Raw genomic sequence first — 15,246 nt, forward strand, 5'->3', positions numbered from 1 at the left:
TTGCTGCTTCACAAGGAGCCATCCATGCAACTCTCGCAGTTAGGCGGGCATGTCGCCCAGTCCGGTTTCGCCGAACGGCAGAAGCACGCCCAGGCGCTGATGTTCGGCATGGCCGACATCAACGAATATGTTTCCGGCGGCGTCTGCTACGACGCCGCGGCCTATGTCCGGTATCTGCTGCGCAGCGACGCGATGATCGCACCCGGCGCGCTGCTCGACACGATCGGCCAGCACTGGCGGACCCGGTTCAACTTCGAGACCGGCGGTGAATGGGACGGGCGCGCGAGCATTCCGGCGGGCACCGCGGTCGGCTTCTCGCGCGGCGGCATGGTCTTTCATGCCGCGATCGCCGTCGGCGGCAGCCGGATCCGGGCAATCAACGGGGGCCGCCTGGGCAGCGGCTGGATGTATGCGGTCGATCTGGCACGCGTGCTCGAGCCGGACGCGGCTGGCGGCTTTACGTACGACCGCGCAAACATCCGGGTTCACCTGTCGCGCCTGTAGGCAGCCCGGCGTCGCCTGCCGCGCCGGCCGCCATTCGCTCGCCACGCGCCATTCGCCGCGCGCATGGCCGGCCTCCCGCCGTCCGCCGTCCGGCGATTTCCGCATGGCGTCGTGCTGTCCATCGCTGCTATCCTCTCGACCGTGAATGACTATTCGTGGGGCGGTGGCTGCGCATGCTGCGCCGCGGCAATGCACGCGGCTGCAAGCCTGCGTGTGCGCCGAGGTAGCATGGCCGCCTGTCCACGACGATCCATGACCTGTTTCGTGACTGATTTCCTTCCGTCCATGTCCACATGGCCAAGACAACGATGAGCGGCGCACCTGAATCCGCGGCGCCCGGCGACGACGAATCGACCGGCGGCGCGTCGTCCTACCTGGTGCCGGGGCTCGAACGCGGGCTGCGGATCCTCGCCGAATTCTCCGCGCGCGAGCCGGTGCTCGGCGCGCCCGAGCTGTCGAAGCGCATCGGCATTCCGCGCACGACCACGTTCCGCCTGCTGCAGACCCTCGAAGCGCTCGGTTTCCTCGAGCGCGTGAACGGCGACCGCTATTTCCGGCTCGGCGTCGGCGTGCTGCGGCTCGGCTTCGAATACCTGAATTCGCTCGAACTGACCGATCTCGGCGGGCCCGTGCTCGAACGGCTGCGCGATGCGACCGGCCTGTCGACGCATCTGCTGATCCGCGACCAGCGCGACGTCGTGTTCGTCGCGAAGGCGCAGAGCAATACGTCGATGTTCGGTTCGGTGAAGGTGCACGTCGGCACGCGCCTGCCCGCGCATGCGACCGTGCACGGCCACGTGCTGATGGGCGACCTGACGCGCGATGCGCTGCGCCAGCTCTATCCGGAAAAGCGGCTCGAGCAGTTCACCGAGCGCACGCCGGGCACCGTCGACGAACTGTACGAACGCGTGCGCCATTACGCGCGGCTCGGCTACGCGATGAGCGAGGCGGCATTCGAGAGCGGCATTTCGGCAGTCACTGCGCCCGTGCGCGATCATTCGGGCTCGATCGTCGCGGCGATCACCGCGACGGTGCCGCGCTCGGAAATCGGCGAGGCCCGCGAGAAGGAACGGCTCGTCGAAGCCGTGTGCGGCGCGGCGGTCGACCTGTCACAGCGGCTGAACTATCGTCCGCTCGAAAGCGATCCGACCTTCGCGCACGCGCGCCACAAGGTCGCGATGTTCTGAGTGGCCCGATGCGCGGCCGGTGGCCGTGCAAATCCAGTGTGCGAAAGAAAAAAAGCGGCCTGCGGGCCGCTTTTGTCGTTTCAGGCGGCGAACGCCTGACTTCGTTCAGAACGAGTGGTGGATGCCGGTGAGCACGATCACCTGGTTCGCGGTGCTCGACACGCCTGCCGTGAAGAACGCGGCCTGCGCACCGCCCGAACCGTGCTCAACCAGCACGTTCGCATACAGCTGCGTGCGCTTCGACAGCGAATAGATGTCGCCGAGCTCGACCTGCGTCCAGCGGCGGCCGGCCAGCGTCGTGGTCGCCGCGCCGCCCGCGATCGTGTTGAACGCGCTGCTGCGGTAGTTCACACCCGCGTCGTAGCTCTGGAACGTGTCCGAAAAGCCGTTCGACTGCATCTTCGTGCGCGTGTACAGGCCGTGCACGAGGAAGTCGCCGAACTGGTACGACGCACCCGCCCCGATGTTCTCGACCTTGCTCGCGGTATAGCCGTTCGCGGTGTTCTGCCCCTGGAACGACGTGATGCCGGTCGTGCTGATCAGGATCGAGCGGTCGTGCTCGTTCGAGTACACGGCCGACGCCTTGAACGGCCCGTTCGCATAGTTCAGCGCGACGCCGACCGATTTGCCGGTCGAGAAGTTCGTCGTATTGCCGAGCGCCATCGTCGCCGCGGCCGAGAAGCCCGCGAAGGTCGGCGAACGGTACTTGACCGCGTTGTTGTACGGCACGTTGCCGGTCGCGGCGAGCCCGTCGATGTTGCCGGGGTGGAACGCGTACCAGCTCATCGCGAGGTAGGCCGTGCTGAGCGGATCGAGATAGTCGAACGACAGCGGCGTCTGACGGCCGAGCGTCAGCGTGCCGTAGCGTTCCGAGCTGAGGCCGACGAAGGCCGCGCGGTTCCAGATCGTGTTCGCGGTCGCGAACTGGCCATTGTTCGTATAGAAGCCGTTTTCGAGCTGGAAGATCGCCGACAGGCCATTGCCGAGGTCTTCCTTGCCCTTCAGGCCCCACCGATCGGGCTGCGTATTGCCCTGGATCATCGCCCACTTCGCATGGCCACCGACGTTGTTCACGTACGCGATACCCGCATCCATGCTGCCGTACAGCATCACGCTGCTCTGCGCCCACGCGCCCGACACGGCGCCCATTCCGATCACTGCTGCTGCTACCGCGTGCTTGACCATTTGATCTCCTGAATCTCCAACCTGATGAAAACGTGCCGTGGCGGCATGCGCAGGAACGGCCGGCCGTCGCGCGTTTTCGCCATGGGGCGGGCATTCGTATGTTCCATATAAGGAACAATGTGCCTCTGATGGAATGGAGTATAGAGGTGTGAGGCCGCGAATCAAAAATAATTTTTTCGGGGCGGATGGGTTTCGGGCCGATGCCAGGCGCCGGCGCGCGAAGCCCGTGTAAACCCGGTAACTACCCGTTGTATAACAAAAAATTTCATTTGATGAGGTGGGTGCACGTGATCTCTGGCCCGACGGTCAGTGTTTTCCCTAGGGCGTGCAGCTTTTTGTTTTACTCGTGGAAAGTCACTCCTATAATCACCATCCATAAACTGATGTTCCGGGTATGGAACAAATCGGAACAAACCGAGAGTCGATCAGAAGGAAGGGTGTGAGATGTCTGAACAATGGGTTTGCGCCGGGCACGCCGGCGCGCTGTCGGAAGACACGCCGATCGAGTTCAAGCGGACCGACGGCGTTGAAATCGGGATCTACCGCGTCGGCGACGACGTGTATGCGCTCGAGAACGTATGCCCGCATGCGTACGCGCTGCTGACGCAGGGGTTCGTCGATGAAGGCACGGTCGAATGCCCGCTGCACGAGGCCGTGTTCGACATCAAGACGGGCGAATGCCTGAAGGGCCCGGGTGGACGCGCACTGAAGCAGTACGCGGTGCGCCTCGCCGGCGAGGAAATCCAGATCAAGGTGGAATGACATGAAAGAAGCGACCGTCAACTTCAATCCCTTCCTGAAGCCGTGGGTGGCGCCGCAGCCGAACAACGTCGCGGGCAAGGGGCAGATCGAGATCCCCGGCCAGGTCGAGAACCAGGTCTGGCAGAACCGCAAGGCTGCACCGACCCAGTACGAAAACGACCTCGGCGATGCGCTCGAACGCGTGTTCGAAGCCGGCGCGATCGAGCTGGACGATGTCGTCGCGGGCCTGAACCGCATCGGCTTCCGCGCGCCGGACGGCACGGTGTGGACACCTGAGCGCTTCCGCGCCGAAATGGCCTCGCTCGCGGAATGACCGCCTGAGCGCCGACCGCCGACCCGACGACAACCGCATCCGGAGCACACTGATGACGTCCCCCGAACAACACGCAGCACAACACGACCCGGTCCGTGCCTATCTCGACCGCGGCATCAAGAACTACTGGTATCCCGTCGCGCCGAGCTGGCAGGTGTCGAATGCACCGGTCGGCCTCACGCGCCTGTCCGAGCAGATCGTGCTGTGGCGCGATCACGACGGCAAGGTTCACGCGCTCGAAGATCGCTGCCCGCACCGCGGCGCGCGCCTGTCGCTCGGCTGGAACCTCGGCGGCAACATCGCCTGCTGGTATCACGGCATCGAAGTCGACGGCGGCGGCACGGTCAACCGCGTGCCGGCCGTATCGAACTGTCCGCTCGAAGGCACGAAGTGCGTGAAGTCGTATCCGGTCGAAGAGAAGGCCGGCGCGATCTTCCTGTGGTTCGGCGACGAAGCGCACGGCGAGCCGGCGCCGCTGAACCTGCCCGAGGAACTGGTCGGCGACGAGTACGGCCACTTCCTGTGCGTGTCGAACTGGAAGTGCAATTACCAGTACGCGATCGACAACGTGATGGACCCGATGCACGGTGCGTACCTGCATGCCACGTCGCACTCGATGGCCGAAGGCGACAAGCAGGCCGACATGCGCGTGCGCAAGACGGAAACGGGCCTGATGTTCGAGAAGGTCGGCCAGCGCGACGTGAACTTCGACTGGGTCGAGCTCGGCGAAACGGGCTGCCTGTGGATGCGCCTCGCGATTCCGTACAAGCAGAAGTTCGGCCCGGGCGGCAACTTCGGGATCATCGGCTTCGCGACGCCGGTCGACGGCGACAACTGCCAGGTCTATTTCTGGCGCACCCGCAAGGTCAGCGGCTGGCAGCGCGACGTGTGGCGCTTCATGTACCGCAACCGCCTCGAGGGCCTGCACTGGGACGTGCTCGAGCAGGACCGCTACGTCCTCGAAAGCCTCGCGCCGAATGCACGCGATCACGAATACCTGTACCAGCACGACGTCGGCATGACGCGCGTGCGCCGGATGCTGCGCACGCGTGCGCAGGAGCATCTCTCCGCGCTCGACGCGCATCGCGCGGCGCAGGCGCAGGCCGCATCGGAGCCGGCAAATGGCTGAGCGCGCTCCGGTCGTGGCGCTCCCGGGGCGCCGCGTGCTCGTCACGGGCGGCGCGCGCGGGCTCGGCGCGGCGTTCGTGAAGGCGCTCGTCGAAGCGGGCGCGCAGGTCGCGTTCGGCGACGTGCTGGCCGACGAAGGCCGTGCGCTTGCCGCGCAACTCTTAGAAGCGGGTCACGTCGCGCATTTCTTCGCGCTCGATCTCGCCGATCCGGCGAGCGTCACCGCGTTCGTCGCGCAGGGCGCGGCGGCGCTCGGCGGCATCGACGCACTGATCAACAACGCGGCGATCACGAACTCGGGCGGCAAGCTGTCGACCGAGCTCGACGTGTCGACGTGGGACACCGTGATGAACGTGAACGTGCGCGGCGTGTGGCTCGTCAGCAATGCAGCGCTGCCGTACCTCGCGCAGTCGGGCCGCGGCGCGATCGTGAACCTCGCCTCGGACACCGCGCTGTGGGGCGCGCCGAAGCTGCTCGCGTACGTCGCGAGCAAGGGCGCGGTGATCGCGATGACGCATGCGCAGGCACGCGAGTTCGGCGCGCACGGCGTGACGGTCAACGCGATCGCGCCGGGGCTGACCGAAGTCGAGGCGACCGCCTACGTGCCGGCCGAGCGCCACGCGTTCTACATGCAGGGCCGCGCGCTGACGCGTGCGCAGGTACCCGACGACGTGACGGGCCCCGTGCTGTTCCTGCTGTCGGACGGCGCGCGCTTCGTGACGGGTCAACTGCTGCCGGTGAACGGCGGCTTCGTGATGAATTGATTGAATTGAAGTTTTCACTCTGATGAAGGAGAGGACGATGGCGGACGCCGATCTCGAACGCAAGTCGTGGGACCAGCCGGAAGGCGCAAGCTTCAACGACTGGATGGAAGGGCGCGTGGCGCGTTATGCGACGCGGCGCTACGACTGGGACGCACTGAAGTTCCAGGCCGACTACGACCCGAAGTACCGCCGTGCGCAGATGCGCTACGTCGGCACTGGCGGCACGGGCGTCGCGAAGGACGTCAACACGGTGCCGGCCGGCGGCTTCACGTTCTCGACGATGGTCATCCCGGCCGGCAACATCGGCCCGAGCCACATCCACATGGACGTCGAGGAAATCTTCTTCGTGCTGCGCGGCAAGATGAAGGTGATCTGCGAGCGTGACGGCGAGACGTGGGAAGCGATCCTCGGCGAGCGCGACCTGATCTCGGTGCCGCCGGGTGTGTATCGCACGGAAATCAACATCGGCGAGGAAGATGCGCTGATGTGCGTGATGCTCGGTTCGCCGAAGCCGGTCACGCCGACGTATCCGCCCGATTCGCCGCTCGCGAAGATCAAGCGTTGAGACGGGGCAGGTGAAGCAATGAGTGTCATCGACAAACGTGAACGCGACCGCACCGCGGCGTTCGCCGCGCTGCTCGGGCAGTTTCCCGAACAGCGTTGCGCGGCCGGCGCGGCGGGCACGATCGGTTATCGCGAGGCCGGCGCGCAGCATGCAGGCCGTGCGTTGCCCGTCGTGCTGCTGCACGGCATCGGCTCGGGCGCCGCATCGTGGGTCCGCCAGCTCGACACGCTCGGCGCATCGCGGCGCGTGCTCGCGTGGGATGCGCCCGGTTATGGCGTGTCGACGCCGGTGCGCGGCGCGTCGCCGGCCGCCGCCGATTACGCGGCATCGCTGAACGCGTGGCTCGAGGCACTCGGCATCGAACGCTGCGTGCTGGTCGGTCATTCGCTCGGCGCGATCATCGCGGGCGGTCTTGCCCGCGTGATGCCCGCGCGGATCGCCGGCTTGCTGCTGGTGTCGCCTGCGGGCGGCTACGGCAGCGCACCGGCCGAAACGCGCGAATCGCGTCGCGATGCGCGGCTGGCGATGCTCGCCGAACTCGGTCCGGCCGGGCTCGCCGAGCAGCGCAGCGGCAACATGCTGTCCGGTTTCGCGAACGAGGATGCGCGTGCGTGGGTGCGCTGGAACATGGCGCGCATCGTGCCGGCCGGCTATGCGCAGGCCACGCATCTGCTTGCAAACGCGGATCTCGCAACGGATCTCGCCGGCTTTCGCGGCCGCACGGCCGTGGCCGTCGGCGCGAACGACGCGATCACGCCGCCCGCTGCGTGCGAGCGGATTGCCGCGGCCGCGCACGTCGGGCTGCAGGTGATTCCGCAAGCAGGCCATGCCGGCTACGTGGAAGCACCGGCCGTCTATTCCGCACTGATCGACACGTTCTGCCGTCAGTGCGACCAACAGCGGGGGCTGGCATGAACGAACCGCTGCAACAACCCGAAACCGAAAGCGGCAAGGCCGAAGCCAGCTACGTCGTGCCCGGCCTCGAACGCGGGCTGCGGATCCTCGCCGAATTCTCGCCGCGCGAGCCCGTGCTCGGCGCGCCCGAATTGTCGAAACGGCTCGGCATTCCGCGCACGACGGTGTTCCGTCTGCTGCAGACGCTCGAATCGCTCGGCTTCCTCGAGCGCGCGGACAAGGATCGCAACTACAAGCTCGGCATTGCCGTGCTGCGGCTCGGCTTCGAATACCTGAGTTCGCTGGAGCTGACCGATCTCGGCCTGCCCGTGATCGAGAGCCTGCGCGATGCGACCGGCTTCACGACGCACATCGTGATCCGCGACGGCCGCGACGTGGTGTTCGTCGCGAAGGCGCAGAGCCAGGCGCCGGTGTTCAGCTCGATCCGCGTGAACGTCGGCACGCGCTTGCCCGCGCATGCGACGACGCACGGGCACGTGCTGATGGGCGACCTGTCGCTGAAGGAGCTGCATGCGCTGTATCCGGAAGGTTCATTGAACCGGATGACGAACGCGACGCCGGAGTCGGTCGACGCACTGTACGAAGTGATCCGCGAGGATGCGCTGCGCGGTTACGGCGTCAGCAACTCGTCGTTCGAGCGCGGCATCTCGGTGGTCACGGCGCCGGTGCGCAACGAGACGCAGAAGATCGTCGCGTGCATCACGGTGACGGTGCCGCGCCCGGAAATCGATGCGGCGCTGATCGCGGACGGTCTGATCGACAAGGTGCAGCGCGCGGCGGCAGAACTGTCGCGGCGGCTCAATTACCGCTCGGATGACGAGCACACGTTTCTCAAGGCTTTAGGACTCCGATGATTCAGATCGATCTGACCGGGCAGGTGGCGGTGGTGACGGGCGGTTCGTCCGGCATCGGCCTCGCGACTGCCGAACGGTTCCTGCAGGCAGGCGCATCGGTCGCGATTTGCGGCCGGGACGGCGACCGTCTCGCACGCGCCGAAGCGATGCTCGTTGAAAAATACCCGGGCGCGCAACTGCTCGCCGCGCGTTGCAACGTGCTCGACGAAGCCGATGTGGCCGCGTTCGCGCAAGCGGTGTCGACGCGCTTCGGCCGCGCCGACATGCTGGTCAACAACGCGGGCCAGGGCCGCGTGTCGACCTTCGCCGACACGACCGACGACGCGTGGCGCGAAGAACTCGAACTGAAGTATTTCAGCATCATCCGCCCGACGCGCGCGTTCCTGCCGCTGCTGCGCGATGCGCAGGCGCCGACGATCACCTGCGTGAACTCGCTGCTCGCGCTGCAGCCGGAGCCGCACATGGTCGCGACGTCGTCGGCGCGCGCGGGCGTGCTGAGCCTCGTGAAGTCGCTCGCGACGGAACTCGCGCCGCAGCGCATCCGCGTGAACTCGATCCTGATCGGCATCGTCGAGTCGGGCCAGTGGCGCCGCCGTTACGAAACGCAGGCGCAGTCCGGCGAAAGCTGGGAGGACTGGACGGGCGCGCTCGCCCGCACGAAGAACATTCCGCTGAACCGCTTCGGCAAGCCTGACGAGGCCGCCTGGGCACTCTTTTATCTCGCAACGCATCTGTCGTCCTACACGACGGGCAGCCATATCGACGTTTCTGGAGGCTTTGCACGCCATGTCTGAAAAAACCACGGTTGGCGAGCTGATTGCCGCCTTTCTCGAGCAGTGCGGCGTGAAGACCGCATTCGGTGTCATCTCGATCCACAACATGCCGATCCTCGACGCGATCAACTCGCGCGGCAATATCCGGTATGTCGGTGCACGCGGCGAAGCCGGCGCATTGAACATGGCTGACGGCCTGGCCCGCGTGTCGGGCGGCCTCGGCGTCGCGTTCACGAGCACGGGCACGGCGGCGGGCAACGCAGCCGGCGCGATGGTCGAGGCGCTGACGGCCGGCACCGCGCTGCTGCACGTCACGGGGCAGATCGAGACGCCGTACCTCGACCAGGATCTCGCGTACATCCACGAAGCGCCGGACCAGCTGTCGATGCTGCATTCGATTTCGAAAGCCGCGTTCCGCGTGCGCACCGTCGAAACCGTGCTGCCGACGATCCGCGAAGCCGTGCGCATCGCGCAGACCGCGCCGACGGGCCCCGTGTCGGTCGAGATTCCGATCGACATCCAGGCTGCTGAAATCGAATGGCCGGAAGACCTCGCGCCGGCACACGTCGCGGTGCGCGAGCACGACGCCGCCCGCGTCGCGAAGCTCGCCGACGCACTGGCGGCCAAGCGCCGCCCGCTGCTGTGGCTCGGCGGCGGCGCGCGCCACGCACGCGAGGAAGTCGAACGCCTCGTGAAGCTCGGCTTCGGCGTCGTGACGAGCGTGCAGGGCCGCGGCGTGCTGCCCGAAGATCACCCGGCGACGCTCGGCGCGTTCAACGTGCACGCGTCCGTCGAAGCGTTCTACAAGACCTGCGATGCGCTCGTCGTCGTCGGCTCGCGCCTGCGCGGCAACGAAACGCTGAAATACAAGCTCGCGCTGCCGCAGCCGCTGTTCCGCGTCGATGCGGATGCGCTTGCCGACAACCGCGGCTATCGCAACGAGCTGTTCGTGCATGGCGATTCGAAGCGCGTGCTGGCCGCATTGGCCGACCAGCTCGAAGGCCGCCTGTCGGTCGATCCGCAGTTCGCGGCCGATCTCGCGGCAGCCCGCGAGCAGGCGGTGGCCGACGTGTCGAAGGGCCTCGGGCCGTACAAGCAGCTCGTCGACACGCTGCAGGGCGCCGTCGGTCGCGACTACAACTGGGTGCGCGACGTGACGATCTCGAACAGCACGTGGGGTAACCGCCTGCTGAAGATCTTCGAGCCGCGCTCGGGCGTGCATGCGCTGGGCGGCGGCATCGGCCAGGGCATCCAGATGGGCATCGGCGCGGCGCTCGCGGATGCGGCCGCGAAGACGGTGTGCCTCGTCGGCGACGGGGGCCTGATGGTCAACGTCGGCGAGCTCGTCACGGCCGTGCAGGAAAACGCGAACGTGATGATCGTGCTGATGAACGACCAGTGCTACGGCGTGATCCGCAACATCCAGGACGCGCACTACGGTGGCCGCCGCTGCTTCGTGCAGCTGCACCAGCCCGATTTCGCGCAGTTCTGCGCGAGCTTTGGCCTCACGCACTACCGGATCACGTCGCTCGACGACGCGGAAGCGATCGTGCGCGAAGGGATGGCGAAGGCAGGCCCGGTGATGGTCGAGGTCGACATGCTGTCGGTCGGCTCGTTCGCATCGAACTTCGCCGGCCCGCCGGTGAAGAAGGAAGAGCCGTCGGAGCGCCAGTATGCGTAATACCCACGCACCCGTCGACGTCGCGATGATCGGCTTCGGTGCGATCGGCGCGGCCGTGTACCACGCGGTCGAGCACGATGCGTCGCTGCGCATCGCGCACGTGATCGTGCCGGAACACCAGTGCGCGGCGGTGCAGGGCGTGCTGGGCGGCGCGGTGGAGGTCGTGTCGTCGGTCGACGCACTGGCCCGCCGCCCGGAGTTCGCGCTCGAATGCGCGGGCCACAGCGCGCTCGTCGATCACGTCGTGCCGCTGCTGAAGGCCGGCACCGACTGCGCGGTCGCGTCGATCGGCGCGCTGTCCGATCTCGCGCTGCTCGATGTGCTCGCACAGGCGGCCGACGAAGGCGACGCGACGGTGACGCTGCTGTCCGGCGCGATCGGCGGGATCGATGCGCTGGCGTCCGCGAAGCAGGGCGGCCTCGACGAAGTGCTGTACGTGGGCCGCAAGCCGCCGCTCGGCTGGCTCGGCACGCCCGCCGAGGCACTGTGCGACCTGCGCGCGATGACCGGGGAAAAGGTGATCTTCGAAGGCAGCGCGCGCGATGCCGCGCGCCTGTATCCGAAGAACGCGAACGTCGCGGCCACCGTCGCGCTCGCGGGCCTCGGCCTCGACGCGACGCACGTGCGCCTGATCGCCGATCCGTCGGTCGAGCGCAACGTGCACCGCATCACCGCGCGCGGCGCATTCGGCGAGATGTCGCTGGAAATGAGCGGCAAGCCGCTGCCCGACAACCCGAAGACGTCCGCGCTGACCGCGTACAGCGCGATCCGCGCGCTGCGCAACCGTGCGGCCCGCTGCGTGATCTGACCGGACCATCGAATGTCCGCCCGCGCCACGGCGAGGGCGGACGTGCAGAGACAGATTTGTGGGACTTGTGACATGACTCCTTTCGATACGAGCCTCGTACCCGACGGCAACATCCTGATCGGCGGCGAATGGCGGCGCGGCCGTGGCACGCCTTTCGCGAGCATCTATCCGGCCGACCAGTCCGTGAACATGGAAGTGTCGACCGCGAATGCGGAAGACGCGGCCGAAGCCGTCGTGACCGCCGATGCCGCGTGGCGCCGCGCCGACTGGGCCGGGTTGAAGCCGCACCAGCGTGCGCAGGTGCTGTACCGCATCGCCGACCTGATCATGCAGCGCCACGAAGCGCTCGCGAACCTGCAGCGCCGCGACAACGGCAAGCCGATCGGCGAGACGCGCGTGCTGGTGGCGAGCGCCGCAAACACGTTTCGCTATTTCGCGGCGTGTCTCGAAACGCTCGACGAGGAACTGACGCCGTCGCGCGGCGACTACCTGACGATGAGCGTGTACGAGCCGATTGGCGTGATCGCGGCGATCACGCCGTGGAACTCGCCGATCGCGTCCGATGCGCAGAAGCTCGCGCCGGCGCTGGCGGGCGGCAACGCGGTGGTGCTCAAGCCGGCCGAAGTCACGCCGCTCGTGTCGCTCGCGCTGGCGCGCATCTGCGAGGAAGCGGGCGTGCCGAAGGGCGTGCTGAGCGTGCTGCCGGGCAAGGGCTCGGTGATCGGCGACGTGCTCGTGCGCCATCCGCTGGTAAAGAAGGTGTCGTTCACCGGCGGCACCGAAGTGGGCCGCGGTATCGCACGCATCGCGGCCGAGAAGCTGATGCCCGTGTCGCTCGAACTCGGCGGCAAGTCGCCGACGATCGTCTGCGACGACGCCGATCTCGATCACGCGGTCAACGGCGTGCTGTACGGCATCTTCAGCTCGTCGGGCGAAGCGTGCATCGCGGGCTCGCGGCTGTTCGTGCAGCGCTCGGTGTACGACGAATTCATGACGCGTTTGGTGGCCGGCGCACGCAAGCTGCGCGTGGGCGACCCGACGCGCCCCGACACGCAGATGGGGCCGCTGATCACCGCGAAGCATCGCGAATCGGTGGAGCGCTACGTCGCGCTGGGCCTCGAGGAAGGCGGCCGCCTGCTGTGCGGCGGCGAGCGGCCGTCGGGCGACGGGCGCGAGAACGGCTTCTTCTATCAGCCGACGATCCTCGAAGGCTTGCCGAACAGCGCGCGCATCTGCCAGGAAGAAATCTTCGGCCCGGTGCTCGTCGCGATGCCGTTCGACGACGAAGCGTCGCTGATCGCGCAGGCGAACGACAGCGTGTTCGGCCTGGCGGCCGGCATCTGGACGCGCGACTACAAGCGCGCGTGGCGCATCGCGCGCGCGCTCGAGACGGGCACCGTCTGGATCAACACGTACAAGCTGTTTTCGATCTCCACGCCGTTCTCGGGCTGGAAGGAGAGCGGGATGGGGCGCGAGAAGGGGCGTCTCGGCATCCGCGAGTACATGCAGCAGAAGAGCCTCTACTGGGGCTTGAACGACGCGCCGCTGCCGTGGGCGAACTGAGCGAAGGGGAATGACGCAATGAGCATTTTGGGAATCGAGCAGATCACGTACGGTGTCGACGACCTCGCGACCTGCCGGCGCTTTTTCGCCGACTGGGGGATGAAGGAAGTCTCGCACGACGAATCGCGCGCACGCTTCGAGACGTTGAACGGTTGCACCGTGCTGGCCGTCAAGGCCGACGATCCGGCGCTGCCGCCCGCGTTCGAAGCGGGCCCGACGCTGCGTGAAGTCACGTGGGGCGTCGCGACGCAGCAGGAACTCGACGCGCTGCGCACGAAGCTCGCCGGGCAGCCCGGCTATTACGCGCAGGACGATGCGGTCGGCTGTATCGACCCGAACGGGATGGCGATCCGTGTTGAAGTCACGCGCAAGCGCGAACTCGACATCACGGGCTCGCCGTCGAACGTGTGGGGCCAGACGCTGCGCGTCGACCAGCCGAGCCCGATCTATGCACGCGCGGAGCCGGTCGAGGTCGGGCATGTCGTGTTCTTCACGAACTGCCTCGATGCGCAGGAAAAGTTCTATCACGAGTTGCTGGGCTTCGAGACGTCCGACCGTTACCCGGGCCGTGGCGCGTTCATGCGCTGCGCGCCGCACGGCGGCCACCACGACCTGTTCCTGCTCGCGCTGCCGAATGGCAAGCGTGGCCTGAATCACGTCGCGTTCACCGTGCGCGACATCCACGAGGTGTTCGGCGGCGGTATGCACATCGACCGCTGCGGCTGGGAAACGCAACTCGGCCCGGGCCGTCACCCGGTGTCGTCCGCGTACTTCTGGTACTTCCAGAACCCGGCCGGCGGCCTGATCGAGTACTACGCGGACGAAGACATGCTGACGCCCGAGTGGCAGCCGCGCGAATTCGAGCCGGGCCCGACCGTGTTCGCCGAATGGGCCGTCGACGGCGGCCTCGACGGCAACACGCGCCGGCAGAAGGACGCGAAGGCGCCGGAAGGCAAGTTCATGACGGAGCGAAAATCATGAGCGAAGAAACCGCACAGGAGCAGGCCGCGCCCGGCACGGTCGTCGTGATCGGCGGCGGCCAGGCCGCCGGCTGGGTGCTGAAGACGCTGCGCGCGGAAGGCTTTGCGGGCCGTCTCGTGATGATCGCGGACGAACCCCATCTGCCGTACGAGCGTCCGCCGCTGTCGAAGGCCGTGCTGGCCGGCGACGCCGATATCGAAACCGTGCGCGTCGTGCGGCCCGACGAATTCGACGCGTTGAACGTCGAAGCATGGCAGCCGGAACGCGCCGCATCGATCGACCGCGCACGCCGCGTCGTGACCACCGAAAGCGGCCGCGAGATCGAATACGACCGTCTCGTGATCGCGACCGGCGGCACGTCGCGCCGCTTGCCTGACGCGCTCGTGAAGACGCCGAACCTGCATTACCTGCGCACGCTCGACGAAGCGGCCGCGCTTGGCGAGAAGCTGCGCGCGAGCCGGCGCGTGCTCGTGATCGGCGGCGGCTGGATCGGCCTCGAAGTCGCGGCGACCGCGCGCAAGCTCGGCGTCGACGCGGTCGTGGTCGAAGGCGCGCCGCGGTTGTGCGGCCGCTCGGTGCCGCAGATCGTGTCGGATTTCCTGCTCGACCTGCATCGCGCGAATGGTGTCGACGTGCGCCTCGGCGCGGCGCTCGCGTCGCTCGACGCGCAGCCGGACGACGCATCGAAGGTGCGTGCAACGCTCGCCGACGGTACGACGATCGACGCCGATTTCGCGGTGGCCGGCATCGGCCTCGCGCTGAACGCGTCGCTCGCGAGCGATGCGGGGTTGGCGATCGACGACGGCATCGTCGTCGACGAATTCGGCGCGACGAGCGACCCGGCGATCTTCGCGTGCGGCGACGTTGCGAACCATCACAACGGCTGGCTGAAGCGGCGCGTGCGGCTCGAATCGTGGGCCAACGCGCAGAACCAGGCGATCGCGGCGGGGAAGGCCGTGCTCGGCGTGCGTGCGCCGTACGCGGAGATTCCGTGGTTCTGGTCGGATCAATACGACGTGAACCTGCAGATCCTCGGTGATCTGCCGGCGGATGCGCAGCTCGTCGTGCGCGGCGATCTTGCCGCGCGACGCGCGACGCTGTTTTTCGTGGGCGAAGGACATGTGAGAGGTGTCATCGCCGTCAACAACGCACGTGAGCTGAAGCTCGCGCGCAAGTGGATGAACCAGGGCCGGGCAGTGGATACGGAAGCCTTGGCAGACACGACCAAGACACTGGCCTGACCGGCGACGAGACACAGGAGAC

16 protein-coding genes are annotated in these 15,246 nt (G+C 67.2%); 15 read left to right on the top strand and 1 reads right to left on the bottom strand.

The window, feature by feature from the left end; all coding sequences use genetic code 11:
* Together tecA and G3O00_RS13865 are read left to right on the top strand one after the other, a co-directional pair.
* Nucleotides 1-504 (top strand): type 6 secretion system effector deamidase TecA (gene tecA / locus G3O00_RS13860; protein WP_277399269.1); only part of this gene is annotated, 504 nt, incomplete at its 5' end.
* A 308-nt stretch (nt 505-812) separates the two neighbouring features.
* Nucleotides 813-1,691 (top strand): IclR family transcriptional regulator, encoded by an 879-nt coding sequence (locus G3O00_RS13865; RefSeq protein ID WP_241025131.1) that lies wholly within the window; start codon nt 813-815, stop codon nt 1,689-1,691.
* 105 nt (nt 1,692-1,796) lie between these two features.
* Here the strand turns inward: G3O00_RS13865 and G3O00_RS13870 are convergent, their stop codons facing one another.
* Entirely contained in the window at nt 1,797-2,876 is a 1,080-nt protein-coding gene (locus G3O00_RS13870) for a porin (protein WP_011354709.1), read from the bottom strand.
* Between the two features lie 444 nt (nt 2,877-3,320).
* Between G3O00_RS13870 and G3O00_RS13875 the strand changes: the two genes are divergently transcribed.
* From G3O00_RS13875 to G3O00_RS13935, 13 genes are all read left to right on the top strand, one after another.
* Complete coding sequence (locus G3O00_RS13875; protein ID WP_011354710.1) at nt 3,321-3,638, top strand: non-heme iron oxygenase ferredoxin subunit; 318 nt, start codon at nt 3,321-3,323, stop codon at nt 3,636-3,638.
* 1 nt (nt 3,639) lies between these two features.
* The gene (locus tag G3O00_RS13880) at nt 3,640-3,951 is read left to right on the top strand and encodes a recombinase-like helix-turn-helix domain-containing protein (RefSeq protein WP_011354711.1); all 312 of its coding nucleotides are present in this window, start codon (nt 3,640-3,642) and stop codon (nt 3,949-3,951) included.
* A 52-nt stretch (nt 3,952-4,003) separates the two neighbouring features.
* Nucleotides 4,004-5,080 (top strand): aromatic ring-hydroxylating dioxygenase subunit alpha, encoded by a 1,077-nt coding sequence (locus G3O00_RS13885; protein WP_206143288.1) that lies wholly within the window; start codon nt 4,004-4,006, stop codon nt 5,078-5,080.
* Entirely contained in the window at nt 5,073-5,843 is a 771-nt protein-coding gene (locus tag G3O00_RS13890) for an SDR family oxidoreductase (protein ID WP_206143289.1), read from the top strand. Before G3O00_RS13885 ends, G3O00_RS13890 begins: the two co-directional genes overlap by 8 nt.
* 37 nt (nt 5,844-5,880) lie before the next feature.
* A complete protein-coding gene (locus tag G3O00_RS13895; protein ID WP_039344094.1) occupies nt 5,881-6,408 on the top strand; it encodes a cupin domain-containing protein in 528 nt (175 codons plus the stop codon).
* An 18-nt stretch (nt 6,409-6,426) separates the two neighbouring features.
* Entirely contained in the window at nt 6,427-7,323 is an 897-nt protein-coding gene (locus G3O00_RS13900; protein WP_206143290.1) for an alpha/beta fold hydrolase, read from the top strand.
* Nucleotides 7,320-8,177: an IclR family transcriptional regulator gene (locus G3O00_RS13905; RefSeq protein WP_206143291.1), complete on the top strand. Its 858-nt coding sequence runs from the start codon at nt 7,320-7,322 to the stop codon at nt 8,175-8,177. The genes G3O00_RS13900 and G3O00_RS13905 overlap by 4 nt, the downstream gene beginning before the upstream one ends.
* Entirely contained in the window at nt 8,174-8,971 is a 798-nt protein-coding gene (locus G3O00_RS13910) for an SDR family oxidoreductase (RefSeq protein ID WP_206143292.1), read from the top strand. The genes G3O00_RS13905 and G3O00_RS13910 overlap by 4 nt, the downstream gene beginning before the upstream one ends.
* On the top strand, nt 8,964-10,631 hold the full coding sequence (locus G3O00_RS13915; RefSeq protein WP_011354718.1) for a thiamine pyrophosphate-binding protein: 1,668 nt from the start codon (nt 8,964-8,966) through the stop codon (nt 10,629-10,631). Before G3O00_RS13910 ends, G3O00_RS13915 begins: the two co-directional genes overlap by 8 nt.
* Nucleotides 10,624-11,439 (top strand): aspartate dehydrogenase, encoded by an 816-nt coding sequence (locus G3O00_RS13920; RefSeq protein WP_206143293.1) that lies wholly within the window; start codon nt 10,624-10,626, stop codon nt 11,437-11,439. The genes G3O00_RS13915 and G3O00_RS13920 overlap by 8 nt, the downstream gene beginning before the upstream one ends.
* Nucleotides 11,440-11,511: 72 nt before the next feature.
* Nucleotides 11,512-13,002, top strand: coding sequence for an aldehyde dehydrogenase (locus G3O00_RS13925; protein WP_206143294.1), 1,491 nt, complete (start codon nt 11,512-11,514; stop codon nt 13,000-13,002).
* 18 nt (nt 13,003-13,020) lie between these two features.
* Nucleotides 13,021-13,983, top strand: a complete 963-nt coding sequence (locus G3O00_RS13930; RefSeq protein ID WP_206143295.1) for a VOC family protein — start codon at nt 13,021-13,023, stop codon at nt 13,981-13,983.
* Nucleotides 13,980-15,224, top strand: a complete 1,245-nt coding sequence (locus G3O00_RS13935) for an FAD-dependent oxidoreductase (RefSeq protein ID WP_206143296.1) — start codon at nt 13,980-13,982, stop codon at nt 15,222-15,224. The genes G3O00_RS13930 and G3O00_RS13935 overlap by 4 nt, the downstream gene beginning before the upstream one ends.
* The last annotated feature ends 22 nt before the right edge of the window (nt 15,225-15,246 follow it).

It is taken from the genome of Burkholderia sp. Ac-20384, from assembly GCF_017104605.1.
Taxonomy (GTDB): Bacteria; Pseudomonadota; Gammaproteobacteria; order Burkholderiales; family Burkholderiaceae; genus Burkholderia; species Burkholderia lata.